Raw genomic sequence first — 19,192 nt, forward strand, 5'->3', positions numbered from 1 at the left:
CGACGGCGACGAGCCCACGCACGACCAGATGGAGGGCCCGTACTTCAAGCCCAACTCCCCGCTGCGCACCAGCCTGGTGACCGCCGGCACTCCCGGAGTTCCGCTGACGGTCAGCGGATACGTCTTCGGCCGTGAGTGCCGGCCCGTGCCCGGCGTGCTGCTGGACTTCTGGCAGGCAGACACCAACGGTGCGTACGACATGAGCGGATACGCCTTCCGCGGCCACCAGTTCACCGACCGGTCCGGCGCGTTCACGCTCACGACGATCGTGGCGGGGCTGTATCCCGGCCGCGCCCGGCACATCCATGTGAAGGCCCAGGCGCCCGGTTCGGGCATCCTCACGACCCAGCTGTACTTCCCGGGCGAACCGCGCAACAGCACCGACGCCCTGTACGACCCGGCGCTCCTGATGAACGTCCGGTCCGTGGGGTCCGGCAGGCAGGGGACCTTCGACTTCGTCCTCGACGTCGCCCAGGACCCGATCGATCCGCCGACCGATCCGCCGACCGATCCGGGCGGACGGTGGCGGGCCGGAACGCTCTACAACGCGGGCGACCGCGTCACGTACGGCGGGGTCACCTACCGCTGTCTGCAGGCTCACACCGCCCTGACCGGCTGGGAGCCGTCGAACGTCCCCGCGCTGTGGGAGCGCGGGTAGACGGGCAGACCGGCGGGGTAACACCGCCGCGCGCGCACGCCCCGGGCCTCTTCCCGGGGTGTGCGGCGCGCCGGGCCCGGGCCGGAGCCTTCCGGCCCGGGCCGCTTCCCTTTCACGCGCGAACCCCGCTGCGGGCCGGTCCGGTTCACTTCGCGTCCGAATACCGTTCCACCACCGCCGTGGTGAACGGGAAGCGGACCGGCGTGTCACCGAAGGCGGTCCGCCCGGCCAGTTCACCTGCCGCCCGGATCGCCTCCACCACGGTCCCGGCCTCCTCCAGGGGGCAGTGCACGATCACCTCGTCGTGCTGGAAGAAGACCAGCTCCGCCCGGAGCCCGGCCGCCGCGATCGACTGACGCAGCGCGGCCAGGAGCAGCAGTGCCCAGTCGGCCGCACTGCCCTGCACCACGAAGTTGCGGGTGAAGCGGCCCCGCGCACGGGCGTTGGAGGAGGCGTAACCCGGAGTGAATCCGCCGTCCGCCGCCTCAGGTCCGTCCGGCGGCGGTTCGTCGCTCTCCTGCGGGATGCCGGCCTCTCCGTCGTCCCCGCTGCCCGCGGCGGGCGGGCTGGTCCGGCCCAGCCAGGTTCGTACGAGACGGCCCTCCTCGCCCGCCTTCGCCGCGTCGTCCACATAGGCGACCGCGTGCGGGAACCTCCGGCGCAGGGCGGCCAGGTTCTTCAGCCCGTCCCCGGACGTCTGGCCGTAGACCGCGCCGAGCAGCGCGATCTTGGCGTGGTCGCGGTCGCCGTGGAAGGCACGGTCGGACAGGGCGGTGTACAGGTCGCCGTCATGGCCGGCCACCTCCATCAGGCCCCGGTCGCGGGAGATCGCGGCCAGCACCCTCGGCTCCATCTGGTCGGCGTCCGCGACGACGAGGCGCCAGCCCTCGTCGGCGACCACGGCCCGCCGGATCACCTTCGGGATCTGCAGCGCCCCGCCGCCGTTGGTCGTCCAGCGGCCGCTGACCGTGCCGCCGGGCTGGTACTCGGGGCGGAAGCGGCCGTCGCGGACCCAGTCCTGGAGCCAGCTCCAGCCGTGTGCCGTCCAGATCCGGTACAGCTTCTTGTACTGGACGAGCGGACGCACCGCCGGATGGTCCAGCTCCTCCAGCTCCCAGCGGCGGGTCGACCGCACCTTGATGCCCGCCTGGGCGAAGGCCTTCACCACATCGGCGGGAAGGTCCGGGCGGACCCTGCGGCCGAACGCGGCGGACACCTCGTCCGCGAGCTCGGCCAGCTTCCGGGGCTCGCCGCCGCCCGCGTACCGCTCGCCCAGGAGCTCGTGCAGCACCTCGCGGTGGACGTCGGCCCGCCAGGGCAGGCCCGAGCGGTTCATCTCGGCGGCGACCAGCATGCCGGCGGACTCGGCGGCCGTCAGCAGACTCATCCGGCCCGGCCGGTCCGTGGCGTCGTGCCGGGCGAGTTGGTCCGCGTACACCTGGAGCAGGGCGTCGAAGGGCAGTTCGGTCCCCGACTGGGGCTCGAACAGGGAGGACTGGGAGCCCGGTACGGCGGAGCGCGGCGGCGGATCGGGCGGCACCGGGCCGCGCAGCAGACGGGCGTGGGCGGCTGCGGCGGAGCGGGGCTCGCCGAGCCGTCCCTCGTGCCCCAGCAGGAGGGATTCGGCGACCTCGATGTCGTAACAGCGCGCGACCGGGACCCCGGCGGCCAGCAGCCGTGGGTAGACCTCGGCCGACGAACGCCACACCCAGCGGGTGACACCGGGCCGCGAGCGGACGGCTTCGGCGAGGTCCGGTTCGGTGACGGCCGGGGCGGTGGGACGGCCGGTGCGGTCCAGCGGGGCGAGGCGCGCGCCACCGCTCTCCGTGACGGCCACTGCCCAGCGTTCGGTCATGGATTCGAGTCTGGCACCCGGCACTGACAGCGAGGCGGAGCGCGCGCGGGCGGGGACGCTGGAAGGATGGGCCGGGCCCGGGCAGGAAGGATTTTTCGGGACACGTCCCGGTCCGGATCCGTTGCGACGAGGAGGCAGACGACACGATGGAAGCGATCGTTTTCGAGGAGTTCGGCGGACCCGAGGTACTGCACCCCGCCCGGGTCGAGGACCCGCATCCCGGTCCCGGGCAGGTGCGGGTGAAGGTCCGGGCCGCCGCGGTCAACCCGATGGACTACAAGATCCGGCGCGGCTGGATGGAGGACGTGTTCCCGACCTCGCTCCCGGCGATTCCCGGCGTCGAGTTCGCCGGTGTGGTCGACGTGACCGGTGAAGGAGTCACCGACGTCGCGGTGGGCGACGAGGTGTTGGGCTGGAGCGCAACCGGTTCCTACGCCGAGTACGCCCTGGCCGACGCCGCTCTCGTCGCCCCCAAGCCCCCGGAGCTGAGCTGGCCGGACGCGGCCGCCCTGACCATCGCGACGAACACCGCCCAGCGCGTCCTGGACGAACTCGGCGTGGAGGCGGGGGAGACCCTGCTGCTGCACGGGGCCGCCGGAGCCGTCGGATCGGCCGCGGTCCAGCTGGCGGCGGCCCGCGGCGCGACGGTGATCGGCACGGCGTCCACGGCCAACCACGACTACCTGCGGGTGCTCGGTGCTACCCCGGTGGAGTACGGGGACGGGCTGGTCGGCCGGGTGCGCGCACTCGCCCCCCAGGGGGTGGACGCGGTCTTCGACGCGGCGGGACGCGGGGCGCTCCCGGACTCCATCGAGCTGCGCGGCGGCACCACGGACCGGATCGTCACCATCGCCGATCCGGAAGCGGGCACGTACGGCGTGGCCTTCTCCGGCGGTGGCTCGCGGTCCGGGAAACAGCTGGCCGAGCACGCCCGCCGCGCGGCCGCGGGCGAGCTGAGGGTGCCCGTCGCCGAGACGTTCCCGCTCGACGAGGCGGTCAGGGCGCAGGAGCTGAGCGAGGCGGGGCACGTGCGCGGAAAGGTCGTGCTGCTGCCGTGAGGAGGGCGGGCGCGGCGCTCGGAAAAAGTTGTCCACAGGGTGTGGATGAATTCCGGTGAGTCCGCCATGCCTACCCTGACCTCATGGAACCGGTGATCGACCAGGCCTTCGCGGCAGCCCTGTACTCGGACGACGACTCCGGCCTCGACACCGGCGCATCCCTCCTCGCCGCCGACCCGGCCTCCGACGCGGAGCTGCTGCGCCGGGGCGAGGAGTTCGTCCGGCGCGCCTGGGACCGCGGCTGGCTGCCCGCCGACCTCGTGCGCCTGGTCCGCCGCGAACTGGACGAGCACGCGGCCGGCCTGGCCGCCGGGCTGATCGGCTCGGAGGTCCGGCGCTACGAGGTGCTCCCGCCCCGCTGGCAGGCCCAGCTGGACGAGCTGCCCGCCCCGCCGCCGACGGGGCGGCCGGACCGCTTCTCGTACGCCTCCGCACTCCTGGCGCTCCACCGGCTGCTGCTCCGGCTGCCCGCGATCGAACCCGTCGGGCCGCCGCCCGGCGCGTTGCGCGACGCCCTGCACCTGCCGCCCGCGCACGACGAACCGCGCATGCTGACCCGGATCCGGGCGCTGCTGGCCAAGGCCGAGGCGACGGGCTTTCCCGAGGAGGCGGAGGCGCTCACCACCAAGGCGCAGGAGCTGATGGCCCGGCACAGCATCGACGAGGCCCTGCTGGCGGCCCGTACGCACAGCGGCAGTGCGCCCGGCGCCTGCCGGATCGGGCTGGACGCCCCGTACGAGACGGCCAAGGCGATCCTGCTCGACGCCGTCGCCTCGGCGAACCGCTGCCGGGCCGTGTGGAACAGCGACCTCGGCTTCTCGACGGTGGTCGGCTTCGAGCCGGACCTGGAGGCCGTGGAACTGCTCCACACCTCGCTGCTGGTGCAGGGCACGGCGGCGATGACCCGCGCCGAAGCGGGCCAGCGGGCCGGCGGCCGCAAACGGACCAAGACCTTCCGGCAGTCCTTCCTGATGGCCTACGCGCAGCGGCTGGGTGCCCGGCTGGCCGACGGCACCGCCCGCGCCACCGCCGAGGCCGCAGCCGAGGGCGCGGTCCCCGGCGCGTCGGCCCCCGGGGCCGGTCTGCTGCCGGTGCTGGCCGCCCGGGACGTGGCGGTCACCGGCGCCGCCGAGAAGATGTTCCCCGAGACGACGACCACCCGGGTCCGCGGCGCCACGGACCTGGACGGCTGGACCCACGGGACGGCCGCGGCGGACCGGGCCCGGATGGGCGGGAGTACCCCGGAGATCCCCGGCTGACGGCGGCCCCGGCGACCCGGCCGCCTCTCGGCGGTGCTGCCCCGGCGGCGCCTCCGGCCGGTCCGCGAGCCGGAAATCGGAACCCGGCAACTCGGGCATATCGGGAAATCCGGTTAGGCTCTGGGCATGAGCTGGCTCCGGGCGCTGAGGGAGACCGCGCGCTCGGGGCTGACGATCGAGAGGACGCGTCTCGAACCGCTGATCGCCATCCGTGGCGCGGCCGGTCTCGCCCTGGTGATCGGGGTGAGCCTCGCGCTCTTCGGTCCCGTGGTCGCCGCCAGCTCCGCGTTCGGCGCCTACCAGGCGGCGATCGCCACCTTCCAGCGCAGCTGGAGGCCCCGGCCGGTACTCGCCCTGGTCTCCGGCTTCAGCCTCGGCGTGTCGACGTTCCTCGGCTATGTCACCGGCTCCCATCTCCCGCTCTTCCTGGTCCTGCTGGTGCTCTGGACCTTCCTGGCCGGGCTGGCCTGGGCGGCGGGACCGACGGGCGGCATCATCGCCGCGTCCAACGTCGCGATCATGCTGGTGACGGTCACGCTGCCCACTTCCGTCGCCGAGGCGGCCCTCCACGCCCTGATGATCACCTTCGGCGGGGTGGTCCAGGCGGCGCTCATCGTGATGTTCCCGGTCCGCAGATGGGGCGCCCAGCGCGACGCCCTGGCCGACGCGCTGGCCGCCGAGGCCGACTACGCCCGCAGACTGCGCCACGACCCGGTCGCCCACTTTGACCCGGTCCCCCTGATGGAGGCACGCAGAGCCGCCGCCGTCACCGCCCGCCAGGCCCGGCGCCGCCCCGCCGAACTGCACGGCTCACGCGGCGCCGCCGAGCGGATCAGGCCCGTCCTCGCCTCACTCGCGGACCCGGCGATGGGCGTCCCGTCCGAGGGCCCCGAACGCGACCGGGTCCGCGAGCTCCTCGCCGCCGCCGGCTCCCTGCTCGACGCGGCCGCGCGGGCCATCCGCCACGGCGACCCGGTACGCCTGCCCGCCCCCGCCGTCGCCGCGCTGAAGACCCCCGACACCGGCGCGCTGCTCACCGGGCCCCCGCTCCGCGCCGCCGACCGGCTGGCCGCCCTGCTCTCCCACGTCATCGAGGCCGCCGAGGGCGACGGTACGAAGGAGGAACGGGCCGGGGCCGCGGAGGCCGCCGACGCTATCGAGGCCGGGCGGGGCGGCCGGCTTCCCGCCGAGCACCACCGGCGGCCCACCCTGCTGCGGCTGGTCCCGGTCGTGATCGCTTCGATGCGCCGCGAGCTGTACCGCGGCTCCCCGATCCTGCGGCACGCGATCCGGATCTCCGTCGTCGCCGCCGCCGGCTACCTGCTGGGTCTGGTGCTGCCGTACGGCCACGGCTACTGGGTGCCGATGGCTGCCGTCATGGTGATGCGGCCGGAGTTCTCCCGGACGTACGAACGGTCCGTGGCGCGCTTCGGCGGCACCGTCGTAGGGGTGTTCGTCGCCAGCGTGATCGTCCAGGCGTCCCACCCCCGCGCCGGGCTGTCCGCCGTGCTCGCCGTGGTCTGCGCCCTGCTGATGTACCTGCTGATGCGCACCGGCTACGCCGTCGGCCAGGCCTGCGTCGCCGCGTACGTGGTCTTCCTGCTCGGCATGGCGGGCGACGACCTCTCGCAGACCGTGCTCGAACGGGTCCTGCTGACCCTTCTCGGCGGTGTCCTGGCGATGATCTCGTACGCCGTCTACCCGGCATGGGAGACCCCGCGGCTGCGCGGCCGACTCGGCGACTGGCTGAAGGAGGACGGCCGGTACGCCGCCTCGGTCGTCGACCAGTACGCGGATCCGGCCGACCGCGGCCATGACGACGTCCGCCAGGCCCTGCTGGCCACCCGGAACGCCCGCGTCGCCTGGCAGGAGGCGGTGGCCACCGCCCAGCACGAACCGGTGCGCCACCGCGGCCTCTCGCACGCCGCGGCCGACGACACCCAGCACGCGCTGGCCCAGCTCGGCCGGGTCGCGATGCTGATGGAGGCGCACCTGCCGGAAGGCGGTGCCACTCCCGTACCGGCGGCCGCTCCGCTGGCCGACGCGCTGCGCCGGGCCACCGAACAGGGTGCCAAGGCGGTGCGGGAGCGGCGGGTGCCGGACTGGACGGCGGTGCGGGAGGCGCTGGCGCAGTGGGACGAGGAGGAGCGGCTGCGCGAAGGAGGGTCGGACCCGGTCGTGCGGAACGGGGCCGACCTCCTGCTCAAAGCCCTGGAGGAGTTCTCCGAGGGCCTGGAGAGCGGCTCGTCGAGTTCCCGCGCCTCCCGCGACTGAGTGAAGGCCGGGCCCCGGCGCCCGCGGGTCAGGGGGTCGGCAGGTCGGGCAGGCCTTCCAGCGAGTCGGCGTCGGTCTTGGCGAGCTTGTCCTTGGTGCCGCCGTCCCACGAGACGACGACGGTCCTGCCGTCGTTGGACTCGATGGCTCCCATGGTCCGGTCGGTGTTGCCGTCGGCGCACGTCAGCGCCAGCATCGGCTTGCCCATGTCCTTGGCGGTCCCCGAGCAGACGTGGGAGTCGGCGACGACCACGGCCTTCCCGGATGCGACGGACAGCACCACGGCCTTGCCGTCCGTCTGCCCGGCCCAGGCGCCCTCCAGCGCCTTGAGGCCGCCGGTGGTGTCGTCGGTTCCGGCGGTGGCGTCGTCGCCGGCGCTGCCGGCGGGTGCGGGGGTGGCGGTGGAACCGGAGCTCTTGTCCGCGCCCTCCTTGTCGCTGTCGCTGCTGCACCCGGTCAGGGCGAGAGCGGTCAGAAGTCCGGTGGCGACGACGGCGCCGGTACGTACGCGTTTGTACATGCTGAATTCCCCCTGGTAGACGAATGACCGTCCAAGCTACCAGCCGGTCACCATCGCGGCGGAGCGGTCAACTCCCGGAATCGGGAGCGGAACAGCTCTCTCGTTCGTCTTTCTTCTGCAGAGAGCTGTAACCGAGGGAACACCGCGCGTGCACGTGCATCTGCCCATGCATCCGCTCATGCACCAGAAATTGAACACAGCTATGATCCGAGACAGTTGACACTTGCACTTTGCAACTCGGGGAGCGTCCTGTGCACCACGTGTACAACGGCATGGCGGCCACAGAGCTTCGCGGAGTCGTCTGGCAGAAGAGCAGGCACAGCAACTCCCAGGGTTCCTGCGTGGAGTTCGCGAAGCTGCCCGACGGCGATGTGGCGATGCGCAATTCGCGCCACCCCGACGGGCCGGCGCTGGTCTATACGCCCGCGGAGATAGAGGCTCTGCTGCTCGGCGTGAAGGACGGCGAGTTCGACCACCTCATAGCGGAGGTGTGAGCGCTTTCTGCGGAGCGGAGGCCTGAGTGCCCTCTGTGCCGCGGGCACCCGAGTTTCTGTTCGAGCGCCTTCTGCGCTGCGGACGCCCGAGTGCTTCCTGTTCCGGTGCCCGCTGTGACGCGGACGCCCGAATGCCTTCTGCCGGCGCGTCATGCGGGTTTCGCGCGCGGTGTTTTCGCCCGTACGCCGTACCTGTTCCGGTGTCAGGCGGGTTCGGACAGCCGGAAGAGCGCCCAGACGACCTTTCCGCGCGGCGCCGGTCCGGTGGCGGCACTCCCCGTCGTCAGTACGGGTGAAGGGTGCCAGCCCCAGCAGTCGCTGAAGGAGTCCACCAGGAAGAGCCCGCGGCCCGACTCCGCGGAGTCCTCCGCCTCGGACGCGACGGGGCTTGCCTGGCTGGGATCGCGCACCGCGCACACCAGCCGCGAGGTCCAGCGCATCAGGTGCAGGCGGACCGGCGGGTCCTGGGGCTCGCGCGGCGCGTCGGTGGGCAGGGCGTGCCGCAGGGCGTTGGTGACCAGCTCGGACACGACCAGGGCGACATCGTCAAAGCGCTCGTTCAGGCCCCAGCAGCTCAGGGTCGCCCGGGTGAACTGCCTTGCCCCGCCGACGGCTTCGTAGCGGGCGGGCAGGGCGCAGGTGGCTGATCCGGAGACGTCGGAGGGGTCGATTGGGGGAAGCCCCTGCCGTAACGGCTCGAGCATCGTCGATCCATTCGTCCCCATGCGAGGCACTCCCGGGAATCGCGGCTGTATCGGTACTGCGGGTACGCGGGTACAGCGGCACAACACGAACGAGCACGCAGGTGCGCGAGGCCCATGGTTCCGAATGCGCAGAGCAGATGCAAGGGCAGATGCACGTGCACGCGCCTGACCTGTCCGATACCGTGCCGGTTCTTGCTCATTTCTTCCTGTGTGCAGTTTCGGGACCTTCGGGAAGTCTTCTCATTTCCGTAATCGAATGAGTACGGGCTGAAGCGTTTTGATGGCAGAATCCGGCTCTTGGGGTTCGGGGGGACCCCGATGCCCAGGAAGCGATGGGGAGGGTTGGACCGGTGGCGGCAGGCGAGTCGAGTGGATCCGTGGTGCGGCGCATCCTGCTGGGCTCGCAGCTGAGGCGGCTGCGGGACTCACGCGGCATCACGCGCGAGGCGGCCGGCTACTCCATCCGGGCTTCCGAATCGAAGATCAGCCGCATGGAGTTGGGACGGGTGAGCTTCAAGGCCAGGGACGTCGAGGACCTGCTCACGCTCTACGGAGTCACGGACGAGGCGGAGCGCGACTCCCTGCTCGGCCTGGCGCGTGAGGCCAACGTGGCAGGCTGGTGGCACAGTTACGGGGATGTGCTGCCCGGCTGGTTCCAGACGTACATCGGTCTGGAAGGCGCCGCCTCGGACATCCGGATCTATGAAGTCCAGTTCGTGCACGGCCTGTTGCAGACCGAGGATTATGCGCACGCGGTCGTCTCGCGGGGTATGCGAGGTGCTCCCGCCGCCGAGATCGACCGCCGGGTCGCGCTCCGGCTGGAACGCCAGAAGGCCCTCGTGTCCGAACGGGCCCCCAGCTTCCACGCCGTACTGGACGAGGCCGCGCTGCGCCGCCCGTACGGCGGGCGGGAAGTGATGCGCACCCAATTGCGCCATCTGATCGAAATGTCGGAACGGCCCAACATCACGCTCCAGGTGATGCCTTTCAGTTTCGGCGGGCACGCGGGTGAGAGCGGTTCCTTTACGATGCTGCGATTCCCGGAATCCGATCTGTCGGACATTGTCTATTTGGAGCAGCTGACAAGTGCGCTCTATCTGGACAAGGCCGAAGAAGTCGCCCAGTACGAAAAGGCGATGGTCCGGCTCCACGACGAGAGCCCGGGGCCGGAGGAGAGCCGGGATCTGCTGCGTGGTCTTCTCCAACTCTCCTGACATTTCAGTACCATGACGTACCGACAGGAGTCTGCACCTGCAGTAAGGGATCGCATGTCCTTCTTCCACGAGCTGGCTGCCCAGTACATCGACGGTGAATGGCGCACCGGCACCGGCTCGTGGGACATCATCGATTTCAATCCCTACAACGGGGAGAAGCTCGCCGCCATCACCGTCGCCACCGCGGACGAGGTCGATGCCGCCTACCGCGCCGCCGAGCGCGCCCAGCGGGAGTGGGCCGACACAAGTCCGTACGAACGCCGGGGCGTTCTGGAGCGGGCCGTGCGGATCACCGAGGAGCTGGCCGACGACATCGTCGAGGCGGTCATCGACGAACTGGGCGGCACCCGGGCCAAGGCGCTGTACGAGCTGAGCGCCGCCCAGGACTTCCTGCGCGAGGCGGCCCATCAGGCGCTGCATCCCGAGGGCCGGATCCTGCCTTCCCCGGTGGACGGCAAGGAGAACCGCCTCTACCGGCTCCCGGTGGGCGTCATCGGCGTCATCAGCCCCTTCAACTTCCCCTTCCTGGTGACGATGAAGTCCGTAGCCCCGGCCCTGGCGCTCGGCAACGCGGTCGTCATCAAGCCCAACCAGAACGCGCCGGTGACCGGCGGCGGGCTGATCGCGCGGATCTTCGAGCGGGCCGGGCTTCCGCCCGGGCTGCTCAACGTCGTCGTCACCGACATAGCCGAGATAGGCGACGCGTTCATCGAGCACCCCGTCCCCAAGGTGATCTCGTTCGCCGGGTCGGACCGCGTGGGCCGTCATGTCGCCGCCACGGCGGGCGCGCTCTTCAAGCGCACCATCCTCGAACTCAGCGGCAACAGCGCCCTGGTGGTGCTCGACGACGCGGACATCGACTACGCCGTCGACTCCGCCGTCTTCAGCCGCTTCGTCTACCAGGGCCAGGTCTGCATGGCCGCCAACCGGATCCTGGTGGACCGCGCCGTCGCCCCCGAGTTCACCGAGAAGTTCGTCGCCCGGGTGGCCGCGCTCCGGGCCGGCGACCCGCGCGACCCGGAGACGCAGATCGGCCCGGTCATCAACACCTTCCAGGCCGACGCGCTGACCGCCCTCGTCGACCAGGCGCTCGCGGAGGGAGCCACGGCGCCGGTCCGGGGCCGCACCCGCGGCAACCTCGTCGAGCCCACCGTGCTCACCGGGCTTCCGGACGGCTCGCCGCTGCTCTCCCAGGAGATCTTCGGCCCGGTGGCGCTGCTGATCGAGTTCGACGGCGAGGAGGAGGCCGTACGGATCGCCGACGACAGCCCCTACGGGCTCAGCGGCGCCGTGCACACCGCCGACGCCGAGCGCGGAGTGCGCTTCGCCCAGCGGATCGACAGCGGCATGTTCCACGTCAATGACGCGACCGTCCAGGACGATCCGCTGGTCGCCTTCGGCGGCGAGAAGGACTCCGGCAACGGCCGGCTGAACGGCGAGGCGACGATCGAGGCCTTCACCACCCAGAAGTGGATATCGATCCAGCACGGCCGGAGCCACTTCCCGCTCTGACGCCGGAGCCCTGACCCGTTTCCCGGCCACCGCACCGATACTCTCGTCAAAGTTGAGTAGAGAGGTGGGTGGGATGTCAGCGATCCGGTTGTTGGTCCTGTGCGCCGTGCGGCAGCACGGCCGGGCACACGGCTATCAGATCCGCAACGACCTGGAGTACTGGGGCGCGCACGAGTGGTCCAACGCCAAGCCGGGGTCGATCTACCACGCACTGAAGCAGATGGCGAAGCAGGGCGTTCTGCTCGCCCACGAGGTCGCACCGAGCACGGTGGGCGGCCCGCCGCGCACCGAGTACGAGATCACCGAGCAGGGCGACGAGGAGTACTTCACGCTGCTGCGTGCGGCGCTGACCTCGTACGACCAGAAGCTGGACGTGCTGTCGGCCGGCCTGGGCGGGATCGTCGACCTGGAACGGGCCGAGGCGGTGGCCCTGCTCAAGGAGCGGGTGGCGGGCCTCACCCGGTGGCGGACCTCGGTCACCGAGTACTACACGCCCGAGGAGGGGCCCGAGTCGATCGGGCACATCGGCGAGATCATGAACATGTGGGTGCACTCGGCGGACTCGGGCGCGCAATGGACCCGGGGGCTGATCGAGCGCATCGAGGGCGGGGCGTACACCTTCGCGGGTGAGGGTGATCCGTTCGTCGGCGTGCTGGCCGAGGGCGAGGAGAACCCGTACGCGACCGGGGTCGCCGACCCGGGGGACACCCACTAATCAAGTTTGACGAATGCGAGACGGTCCGCTAACTTTCCCGTTCTAGTCAAGTTTGACTAATAGGGGGTGTGGCGATGTCCGACGACGCGATCGTCGTCGAAGGAGTGCACAAGCGCTACGGCACGAAGCGCGTGCTGGACGGCCTCGACCTCACGGTCGCCCGCTCCGGCGTGCACGCGGTGCTCGGTCCCAACGGGGCGGGAAAGACCACGGCGGTCCGCATCCTGTCGACGCTGTTGCGGTACGACGAGGGCCGTGTCGAGGTGGCGGGGCACGATGTGCGGCAGCGGCCGGGCGATGTCCGGCGCCGGATCGGACTGCTCGGCCAGAACGCGGCGGTGGACGAGCAGCTCGGCGGGCGGCAGAACCTGGAGATGTTCGGGCGGCTGTACCACCTGGGCGCACGCCGGGCGGGAGCCAGGGCGGACGAGCTGCTGGACCGGTTCGGCCTCGCGGACACCGGCCGCAAGGCGGTCGCGGAGTACAGCGGCGGCATGCGGCGGCGGCTCGACCTGGCCGCCTCGCTGATCACGGATCCGGAGGTGCTCTTCCTCGACGAGCCGACGACCGGTCTCGACCCGCGCGGCCGGGCCGAGGTGTGGGCGGCGGTGCGGGCCCTGGTGGGCGGCGGCACGACCGTACTGCTGACCACCCAGTACCTGGAGGAGGCCGACCGGCTCGCGGACCGGATCTCGCTGATCGACGGCGGGCGGGTCGCCGCCGAGGGCACGGCCGACGAACTGAAGGCGCGGGTGGGCGGCGACCGGATCGACATCGTCGTCCGCGACGGCGCGCAACTGGAGCGGGCGGCCGCCCTGCTCACGGGCGGAACGGTGACGGACCCGGACCGGCGGCTGATCGGCGCACCCGCGGGGGACCGGATGGCGACGCTCTCGCGGACCGTACGGGTCCTGGAGGAGGCCGGTATCGAGGCGGAGGACATCGTGGTGCGCCGGCCGACGCTGGACGAGGTGTTCCTGTCCCTGACGGGGAGCAGGCAGGACGACGTGGAGGTGGCGGTATGAGTACGGCGGGCTGGGCGGCAGTCGATTCCTGGACCATGACCCGGCGCGAACTGGCGCACTGGGCACGGCAGCCGGTGCAGGTCGTCGTGGGGCTGGTCTTCCCCGTGATGCTGCTGCTGATGTTCAACTACCTGGTCGGCGGCGGCCGGGGGGTCGACGGTGACACCACCGAGTATCTGGTGCCCGGGATGCTCGCCCTCACCATGGCCTTCGGCCTGGAGTCGACGATGCTCGCGGTCACCCAGGACCTCAACAAGGGGGTCGTCGACCGGTTCCGCTCGATGCCGATGGCCTCCGGCGCGGTACTGGTCGGGCGGGCCGTCGCGGACATGCTCCAGTCGGTGGCCGCGCTGGCCGTCATGACCGGTGTGGGGTACGCGATCGGCTGGCGCCCGCACCACGGGCCGCTCGCCGCGCTGGGGGCCCTGGGGCTGCTCCTGCTGCTGCGGTTCGCGATGCTGTGGCTCGGCATCCTTCTTGCGCTGGTGGCGGGGCGGCCGGAGATGGTGCAGGCGGTGCAGATCCTCGTCTGGCCGGTCGGCTTCCTGTCGAACGTCTTCGCGGTGCCGGAGTCGATGCCGGGATGGCTGGGCGCGGTCGTCGAATGGAACCCGATGTCGGCGACGGCCACGGCGGTGCGCGATCTGTTCGGCAACCCGGGCGGGGGTGCGGGCTCCTGGGCCGCCGACCATGCCGGACTGCTGGCGGTCGTGTGGCCGTTGGCGCTGCTGGCGGTGTTCTTCCCGCTGGCGGTACGGCGGTTCGCGCGGCTCGGCCGCTGACGGCGGCGTACGGCTCCGGCCCCCGTCCGGTGTTCACGGGCGGGGGCCGGGGCGTGCCGGGCGGGGCGCGGCCTCTCAGTGGTGGAACGACGTCGCCGGGCCGTGCTCGGCGCTCAGCGGGTGGTCCTGGCCGCGCAGCTCCGGCAGCAGCAGGCGCAGGTCCTCCAGCAACAGCTCCGCCAGGTCGGACGAGAACCCGTTGCGGCACACGATCCGGAGCACGGAGAGGTCCTCGCGGTTGGCCGGGAAGGTGTACGCGGGCACCAGCCAGCCGCGTTCACGGAGCCGGCGCGACACGTCGAAGACGTCGTACGCCGTCACCTCCGGCTTGGTCGTCAGCGCGAAGACGGGCAGTTGGTCGCCCAGGGTGAGCAGGCGGAAGTCGCCCAGTTCCTCGATCTTCCTCGCCAGTCCCGTCGCCACGTCCCGCGACGCCTGCTGTACGGCCCGGTAGCCCTCCCGGCCCAGCCGCAGGAAGGTGTAGTACTGCGCCACGACCTGGGCGCCCGGCCGGGAGAAGTTCAGCGCGAAGGTGGGCATGTCGCCGCCCAGGTAGTTGACGCGGAAGACCAGTTCCTCGGGCAGTTCGGCGGGCGAGCGCCACAGGGCCCAGCCGACGCCCGGGTAGACCAGGCCGTACTTGTGCCCGGACGTGTTGATCGAGGAGACCCGGGGGAGGCGGAAGTCCCACACCAGGTCCTCGTCCAGGAACGGCGCCACCATCGCGCCGGACGCCCCGTCGACGTGGACGGGGATGTCGAGGCCGGTGCGCTCCTGGAGGGCGTCGAGGGCGGCGCAGAGCTCGGCGATGGGTTCGTAGCTGCCGTCGAAGGTGGAGCCGAGGATGCCGACGACCCCGATGGTGTTCTCGTCGCAGAGGTCGGCGGCGGCCTGCGGGTCGAGGTGGAAGCGGTCGCCCTCCATCGGGACGAGGCGCGGCTCGACCTCCCAGAACGTGCAGAACTTGTCCCAGCAGACCTGCACGTTGACGCCCATGACCAGGTTGGGCCGGGCGGTCGCCGGATAGCGGTCGGCGTTCTTGGCCGCCCAGCGGCGTTTGAGCGCCATGGCGGCCAGCATGCAGGCCTCGCTGGACCCGGTCGTGGAACAGCCGACGGTCGTGGCGGGGTCGGGAGCGTTCCAGAGGTCGGCGAGCATCGCCACGCAGCGTCGTTCCAGTTCCGCGGTACGCGGGTACTCGTCCTTGTCGATCATGTTCTTGTCGCGGCACTCGCCCATCAGCACACCGGCCTGGGGCTCCATCCAGGTGGTGACGAAGGTGGCGAGGTTGAGCCGTGAATTGCCGTCGAGCATCAGCTCGTCGTGGACGAGGCCGTAGGCGGTGGCGGGCGGCAGCGGTCCGTCCGGCAGCTTGTGCCGGGGCGGGGCGGACTCCATCCCTGCGGTCGGGTCGGCCTCCCCGAAGAACGGGTTGAGCGCGAGCCGGCGTCGTGGGTCGGACGGTTCGGTGCTGTGTGCGGAGCCCTTGTGGAGAGCCATCGCAGACCTGCCCTTCTCGGCTGTCGGCGGCATGACGGAATGAATCCGGCTATACGGACAATGTCTGACGATACGGATGGCGGAGGCGTCCGGCACGCCGGAAGGGCGCCCGACCGGCCGCGCCGCCCGGATGGGCGCCGCGGCCGTCCGGTCGAGCGCCGCGCCGCCCGTCTCAGCGCAGCGGCGTGCCGTCCGCGCGCAGTTGCATCAGCGGCCGCCCGGTGACCAGCAGCCAGGCCGGCAGGGTGGCGACGCAGAGCAGGGGGAGCAGGGCCATGTCGGAGGCCAGTACCGCCGCGGTGAACAGGCTGAGCCAGCCCTGCCGGGTGATGGCGAGCAGGATGCCGAGCACCCCGCACGTCACCGCGAGGGCCACCGGCACCCCGTCGACCAGGGCGTGCGCGCACAGGCCGAGCGCGACGCCGCAGAACACCGCCGGGAAGATCCGGCCGCCCCGGAAGCCGCAGGCGGCCGCGACCAGCAGAGCCGCGGTCTTGACCACCGCCATGCCGCCGAACCCGCCCGCCGACCAGCCGTCCGGATCGGCGGCCAGCACCTTCACCTCGTCCAGTCCCTTGAACAGGGTGAGGTGGCCGCCCAGCGCCCCGAGCAGGCCGAGCAGCAGCCCGCCCGCCGTCATGGCCAGGACCGGGTGGCGCAGGGCGCGGAAGGCGCGGTGCACGTACGGGAGCGCGTACACCGCCGCCAGCCCGAGCACCGCGCCCGCGGAGGCGATCACGACGGCGGAGAGCAGGTCGCCCCAGTGGGCTCCGGTGTAGTCGGGCAGCGACAGGTCGAAGCTGGGATGAGCGGCCAGCGTCATGGTGAGCGCCCCCGCGGCGCCGGCCGCGAGCGGCCCGAAGAGGCGGTCCCACAGGCCGCCCTTGCCCGGGGCTGCGGTGAGCGTCTCGGTGAGGATCAGCGCGGCGGCGACCGGGGTGCCGAAGAGTGCGCCGATGGTGCCCGCGGCGGCGAGCGCGAGCCACAGCTCGGCCGGCGCGCCCGGTGCGAACCGGCGGCCCGCCCAGCAGGCCAGCGCGATGTTGGCGGCGGTGATCGGGTTCTCCGGGCCCAGACTGACCCCGCCCGCCAGGGCCAGCACCGTCACGATCAGGAGTCCCGGCAGCACGGCGGGCGGCAGGGGCGGGTCGACCAGCCCCGTGGTCGCCGGGTCGGGTCCGGCGTGGCCCGGGACCGTCCGGATGGTCAGGCCGGTCACCAGGCCGATCGCGGTGAGCATCACGATCATCCACAGCGAGGAGTACCGGCCGATCGACAGGGCGTCGGGCAGCGTCTCCCAGAGGACGTCCTGCAACTGCTCCGCGAGCAGGCTGACGCCGAGCAGGACGAGGGCCGAGACCACGCCGACGGCCAGCGCGGGCACGATGAGCATCAGCAGGCGGCGCGCGGGGGCCGGTTCGGCGGAGGCGGGGGAACCGGCTGCGGATTCGGTGGCCATCGGCTCACCATACCGACGCAAAAGATCTATAACCCCTCAAATGGGTCAGCGTCCGCGGTATTTCGGGCTTGCACCTCACGTCACGTCAGGGCCGAGGCTCGGGCACGTACCGACCACACGGAAGGAGCGGGGAGCCATGGAGCACTCCGTGGGACAGGTCGCCGGGTATGCCGGGGTCACGGTGCGCACGCTGCACCACTACGACGGCATCGGACTGCTCTCGCCCAGCGGGCGCAGTCACGCGGGCCACCGGCGTTACAACGACGCCGACCTCGACCGGCTGCAGCAGATCCTGTTCTACCGGGAGCTCGGCTTCCCGCTCGACGAGATCGCCGCACTGCTCGACGACCCGGACGCGGACCCGCAGGAGCATCTGCGCCGCCAGCACGCGCTGCTGTCGCACCGGATCGCCGAACTGCAGCGGATGGCCACGGCCGTCGAGACAGCCATGGAGGCACGGAAGATGGGCATCAACCTCACGCCCGAGGAGAAGTTCGAGGTCTTCGGTGACAAGGACCCGGAGAGTTACGCGGAGGAGGCCGAACGCCGCTGGGGCGGCAGCGACACCTACGCCGAGTCGCAGCGCCGGGCCGCCCGCTACACCAAGGAGGACTGGCAGCGGATGAAGGCCGAGGTCTCCTCCTGGGGCGAGCGCTACGACGCGCTCATGGAGGACGGCGAGCCGGCCACCGGCGAGCGCGCGATGGACCTCGCGGAGGAGCACCGGCTCCACATCACGACCTGGTTCTACGACTGCACGACGGAGATCCACCGGGGACTCGGCGAGATGTACGTCGCCGATCCGCAGTTCAAGGCGTTCTACGACGCGATGCGGCCGGGGCTGGCCGAGCACCTGCGCGACGCGATCGAGGCCAACGCGGAGCGCCGGGAGTAGCCCGGGCCACGCGTACGGGGGTGGGGTGCCCCACCCCCGTAAGCCGCTCAGCTTCTGCTGATCACCGCCGCGGTGCCGTACGCACAGACCTCCGTGCCCACGTCCGCCGCCTCGCTCACATCGAAGCGCATCATCAGCACCGCGTTGGCACCGCGGGCCCTCGCCTGTTCCACCAGCCGTTCCATTGCCTGGTTGCGGGTCTCGACGAGCGTCTTGGTCAGTCCCTTCAGCTCGCCGCCGATCATGGACTTCAGTCCGGCACCGATCTGGCTGCCGAGGTGACGGGACCTGACCGTCAGACCGAAGACCTCGCCGATGACCTGCGTCACCTGGTGGCCGGGTACGTCATTGGTGGTGACGACCAGCACATCGGACTGTGCCGTCTGACCGCCGCCGTAATCCTCAATGCCCATGGTGTGGCACCTCCTGGGACCGAGTTTTGCCCCGGTTCATCCTGTGTGCATCTCCACGGGGGCCAGTGGAACCGGGAGGGCGGCTGCGGCGTTGATAGCTTTGGGCGGCCACGCAGCCGCCATCGACCACATCCTGGAGCCCGGACCCTTGAATACGCTTGCGCTCGGACCGAGCTGGCTGGACCCGGACCACCTCATCGGACAGTTCGGGCTGATCGGTGTGCTGGTCATCGTCTTCGCCGAGTCCGGGCTGCTGATCGGGTTCTTCCTGCCCGGCGACTCGCTCCTGTTCACCACGGGTCTGCTGGTGACGACGGACAAGCTGGACACCCCGCTGTGGCTGGTCTGCGTCCTGGTCGCGCTGGCGGCGATCATCGGCGACCAGGTGGGCTACCTCTTCGGCCGCAAGGTCGGCCCCTCCCTCTTCAACCGCCCGGACTCCCGCCTCTTCAAGCAGGAGAACGTCGAGAAGGCCCACGAGTTCTTCGAGAAGTACGGGCCGAAGTCGCTGATCCTGGCCCGCTTCGTGCCCATCGTGCGGACGTTCACGCCGATCATCGCCGGTGTCAGCCGGATGAACTACCGCTCGTTCATCACGTTCAACATCATCGGCGGAATCCTGTGGGGCGTCGGCGTGACGCTCCTCGGCGCGGGGCTGGGCCAGATCGAGTTCGTCCACAAGAACATCGAGGCGATGCTGGTCCTGATCGTGCTGATCTCGGTCGTGCCGATCGGCATCGAGTTCCTGCGCGCCCGCAGCAAGTCGAAGAAGGAAGCCGCGTCGGGCGAGGACGAGCACCAGGACCCGGCCGCCGGCGGCCGCCGCGGCCGCCACGCCAAGCGCTGACACCGCTC

General features: G+C 71.4%; 18 protein-coding genes. 12 read left to right on the forward strand and 6 right to left on the reverse strand.

The window, feature by feature from the left end:
* On the forward strand, positions 1-658 hold a 658-nt coding region (locus JGS39_RS04065; RefSeq protein ID WP_219567297.1), incomplete at its 5' end, for a dioxygenase family protein.
* 145 nt (positions 659-803) lie between these two features.
* Here the strand turns inward: JGS39_RS04065 and JGS39_RS04070 are convergent.
* Positions 804-2,513 carry a bifunctional 3'-5' exonuclease/DNA polymerase gene (locus JGS39_RS04070; protein ID WP_219567298.1) on the reverse strand — a complete coding sequence of 570 codons (1,710 nt, stop codon included), beginning with the start codon at positions 2,511-2,513 and terminating at the stop codon, positions 804-806.
* Positions 2,514-2,659: 146 nt separating this feature from the next.
* Between JGS39_RS04070 and JGS39_RS04075 the strand changes: the two genes are divergently transcribed.
* The 3 genes from JGS39_RS04075 to JGS39_RS04085 all read left to right on the forward strand — a co-directional run bounded on the left by JGS39_RS04075 (position 2,660) and on the right by JGS39_RS04085 (position 7,104).
* Entirely contained in the window at positions 2,660-3,571 is a 912-nt protein-coding gene (locus JGS39_RS04075; RefSeq protein ID WP_219567299.1) for an NADP-dependent oxidoreductase, read from the forward strand.
* An 83-nt stretch (positions 3,572-3,654) separates the two neighbouring features.
* On the forward strand, positions 3,655-4,830 hold the full coding sequence (locus JGS39_RS04080; RefSeq protein ID WP_219567300.1) for a DUF2786 domain-containing protein: 1,176 nt from the start codon (positions 3,655-3,657) through the stop codon (positions 4,828-4,830).
* A gap of 126 nt (positions 4,831-4,956) precedes the next feature.
* A complete protein-coding gene (locus JGS39_RS04085; RefSeq protein WP_219567302.1) occupies positions 4,957-7,104 on the forward strand; it encodes an FUSC family protein in 2,148 nt (715 codons plus the stop codon).
* 28 nt (positions 7,105-7,132) lie between these two features.
* On the opposite strand, the gene JGS39_RS04090 is transcribed toward JGS39_RS04085, so the two are convergent.
* The gene (locus tag JGS39_RS04090) at positions 7,133-7,624 is read right to left on the reverse strand and encodes a hypothetical protein (protein ID WP_219567303.1); all 492 of its coding nucleotides are present in this window, start codon (positions 7,622-7,624) and stop codon (positions 7,133-7,135) included.
* A gap of 251 nt (positions 7,625-7,875) precedes the next feature.
* Here JGS39_RS04090 and JGS39_RS04095 point away from each other — a divergent pair, with 251 nt between their 5' ends.
* A complete protein-coding gene (locus JGS39_RS04095; protein ID WP_219567305.1) occupies positions 7,876-8,118 on the forward strand; it encodes a DUF397 domain-containing protein in 243 nt (80 codons plus the stop codon).
* A gap of 203 nt (positions 8,119-8,321) precedes the next feature.
* Here the strand turns inward: JGS39_RS04095 and JGS39_RS04100 are convergent, their stop codons facing one another.
* On the reverse strand, positions 8,322-8,822 hold the full coding sequence (locus JGS39_RS04100) for an ATP-binding protein (protein ID WP_219567307.1): 501 nt from the start codon (positions 8,820-8,822) through the stop codon (positions 8,322-8,324).
* A gap of 332 nt (positions 8,823-9,154) precedes the next feature.
* On the opposite strand from JGS39_RS04100, the gene JGS39_RS04105 reads away from it, so the two are divergent.
* The 5 genes from JGS39_RS04105 (at position 9,155) to JGS39_RS04125 (ending at position 14,070) form a co-directional block, all read left to right on the forward strand.
* A complete protein-coding gene (locus JGS39_RS04105; protein ID WP_219567309.1) occupies positions 9,155-10,036 on the forward strand; it encodes a Sco1979 family transcriptional regulator in 882 nt (293 codons plus the stop codon).
* 54 nt (positions 10,037-10,090) lie between these two features.
* Complete coding sequence (locus JGS39_RS04110) at positions 10,091-11,548, forward strand: aldehyde dehydrogenase family protein (RefSeq protein WP_219567310.1); 1,458 nt, start codon at positions 10,091-10,093, stop codon at positions 11,546-11,548.
* 73 nt (positions 11,549-11,621) lie between these two features.
* A complete protein-coding gene (locus tag JGS39_RS04115; RefSeq protein ID WP_219567312.1) occupies positions 11,622-12,263 on the forward strand; it encodes a PadR family transcriptional regulator in 642 nt (213 codons plus the stop codon).
* A gap of 74 nt (positions 12,264-12,337) precedes the next feature.
* Complete coding sequence (locus JGS39_RS04120) at positions 12,338-13,288, forward strand: ATP-binding cassette domain-containing protein (RefSeq protein ID WP_236064398.1); 951 nt, start codon at positions 12,338-12,340, stop codon at positions 13,286-13,288.
* Positions 13,285-14,070, forward strand: a complete 786-nt coding sequence (locus JGS39_RS04125) for an ABC transporter permease (RefSeq protein ID WP_219567314.1) — start codon at positions 13,285-13,287, stop codon at positions 14,068-14,070. The genes JGS39_RS04120 and JGS39_RS04125 overlap by 4 nt, the downstream gene beginning before the upstream one ends.
* A 75-nt stretch (positions 14,071-14,145) precedes the next feature.
* Here the strand turns inward: JGS39_RS04125 and gad are convergent, their stop codons facing one another.
* On the reverse strand, positions 14,146-15,570 hold the full coding sequence (gene gad / locus JGS39_RS04130; protein ID WP_219567315.1) for a glutamate decarboxylase: 1,425 nt from the start codon (positions 15,568-15,570) through the stop codon (positions 14,146-14,148).
* 172 nt (positions 15,571-15,742) lie between these two features.
* Entirely contained in the window at positions 15,743-17,029 is a 1,287-nt protein-coding gene (locus JGS39_RS04135; protein WP_219567317.1) for an ion channel protein, read from the reverse strand.
* A 136-nt stretch (positions 17,030-17,165) separates the two neighbouring features.
* Here JGS39_RS04135 and JGS39_RS04140 point away from each other — a divergent pair, with 136 nt between their 5' ends.
* Positions 17,166-17,924, forward strand: coding sequence for a MerR family transcriptional regulator (locus JGS39_RS04140; RefSeq protein ID WP_219567318.1), 759 nt, complete (start codon positions 17,166-17,168; stop codon positions 17,922-17,924).
* Between the two features lie 47 nt (positions 17,925-17,971).
* Here JGS39_RS04140 and JGS39_RS04145 read toward each other — a convergent pair whose 3' ends face one another.
* Positions 17,972-18,337 (reverse strand): YbjQ family protein, encoded by a 366-nt coding sequence (locus JGS39_RS04145; RefSeq protein ID WP_219567320.1) that lies wholly within the window; start codon positions 18,335-18,337, stop codon positions 17,972-17,974.
* 148 nt (positions 18,338-18,485) lie between these two features.
* Here JGS39_RS04145 and JGS39_RS04150 point away from each other — a divergent pair, with 148 nt between their 5' ends.
* Positions 18,486-19,184: a DedA family protein gene (locus JGS39_RS04150; RefSeq protein WP_219567322.1), complete on the forward strand. Its 699-nt coding sequence runs from the start codon at positions 18,486-18,488 to the stop codon at positions 19,182-19,184.
* Positions 19,185-19,192: the final 8 nt, after the last annotated feature.

The organism is Streptomyces poriferorum (assembly GCF_019399235.1).
Lineage (GTDB): Bacteria > Actinomycetota > Actinomycetes > Streptomycetales > Streptomycetaceae > Streptomyces > Streptomyces poriferorum.

What these genes read in the sequence shown, in the direction of transcription:
- JGS39_RS04070 (WP_219567298.1), bottom strand. Translation starts at nt 2,513, where the DNA reads ATGACCGAACGCTGGGCAGTGGCCGTCACGGAGAGCGGTGGCGCGCGC.
- JGS39_RS04075 (WP_219567299.1), top strand. Translation starts at nt 2,660, where the DNA reads ATGGAAGCGATCGTTTTCGAGGAGTTCGGCGGACCCGAGGTACTGCAC.
- JGS39_RS04080 (WP_219567300.1), top strand. Translation starts at nt 3,655, where the DNA reads ATGGAACCGGTGATCGACCAGGCCTTCGCGGCAGCCCTGTACTCGGAC.
- JGS39_RS04085 (WP_219567302.1), top strand. Translation starts at nt 4,957, where the DNA reads ATGAGCTGGCTCCGGGCGCTGAGGGAGACCGCGCGCTCGGGGCTGACG.
- JGS39_RS04090 (WP_219567303.1), bottom strand. Translation starts at nt 7,624, where the DNA reads ATGTACAAACGCGTACGTACCGGCGCCGTCGTCGCCACCGGACTTCTG.
- JGS39_RS04100 (WP_219567307.1), bottom strand. Translation starts at nt 8,822, where the DNA reads ATGCTCGAGCCGTTACGGCAGGGGCTTCCCCCAATCGACCCCTCCGAC.
- JGS39_RS04105 (WP_219567309.1), top strand. Translation starts at nt 9,155, where the DNA reads ATGGGGAGGGTTGGACCGGTGGCGGCAGGCGAGTCGAGTGGATCCGTG.
- JGS39_RS04110 (WP_219567310.1), top strand. Translation starts at nt 10,091, where the DNA reads ATGTCCTTCTTCCACGAGCTGGCTGCCCAGTACATCGACGGTGAATGG.
- JGS39_RS04115 (WP_219567312.1), top strand. Translation starts at nt 11,622, where the DNA reads ATGTCAGCGATCCGGTTGTTGGTCCTGTGCGCCGTGCGGCAGCACGGC.
- JGS39_RS04120 (WP_236064398.1), top strand. Translation starts at nt 12,338, where the DNA reads ATGTCCGACGACGCGATCGTCGTCGAAGGAGTGCACAAGCGCTACGGC.
- JGS39_RS04125 (WP_219567314.1), top strand. Translation starts at nt 13,285, where the DNA reads ATGAGTACGGCGGGCTGGGCGGCAGTCGATTCCTGGACCATGACCCGG.
- gad (WP_219567315.1), bottom strand. Translation starts at nt 15,570, where the DNA reads ATGGCTCTCCACAAGGGCTCCGCACACAGCACCGAACCGTCCGACCCA.
- JGS39_RS04135 (WP_219567317.1), bottom strand. Translation starts at nt 17,029, where the DNA reads ATGGCCACCGAATCCGCAGCCGGTTCCCCCGCCTCCGCCGAACCGGCC.
- JGS39_RS04140 (WP_219567318.1), top strand. Translation starts at nt 17,166, where the DNA reads ATGGAGCACTCCGTGGGACAGGTCGCCGGGTATGCCGGGGTCACGGTG.
- JGS39_RS04145 (WP_219567320.1), bottom strand. Translation starts at nt 18,337, where the DNA reads ATGGGCATTGAGGATTACGGCGGCGGTCAGACGGCACAGTCCGATGTG.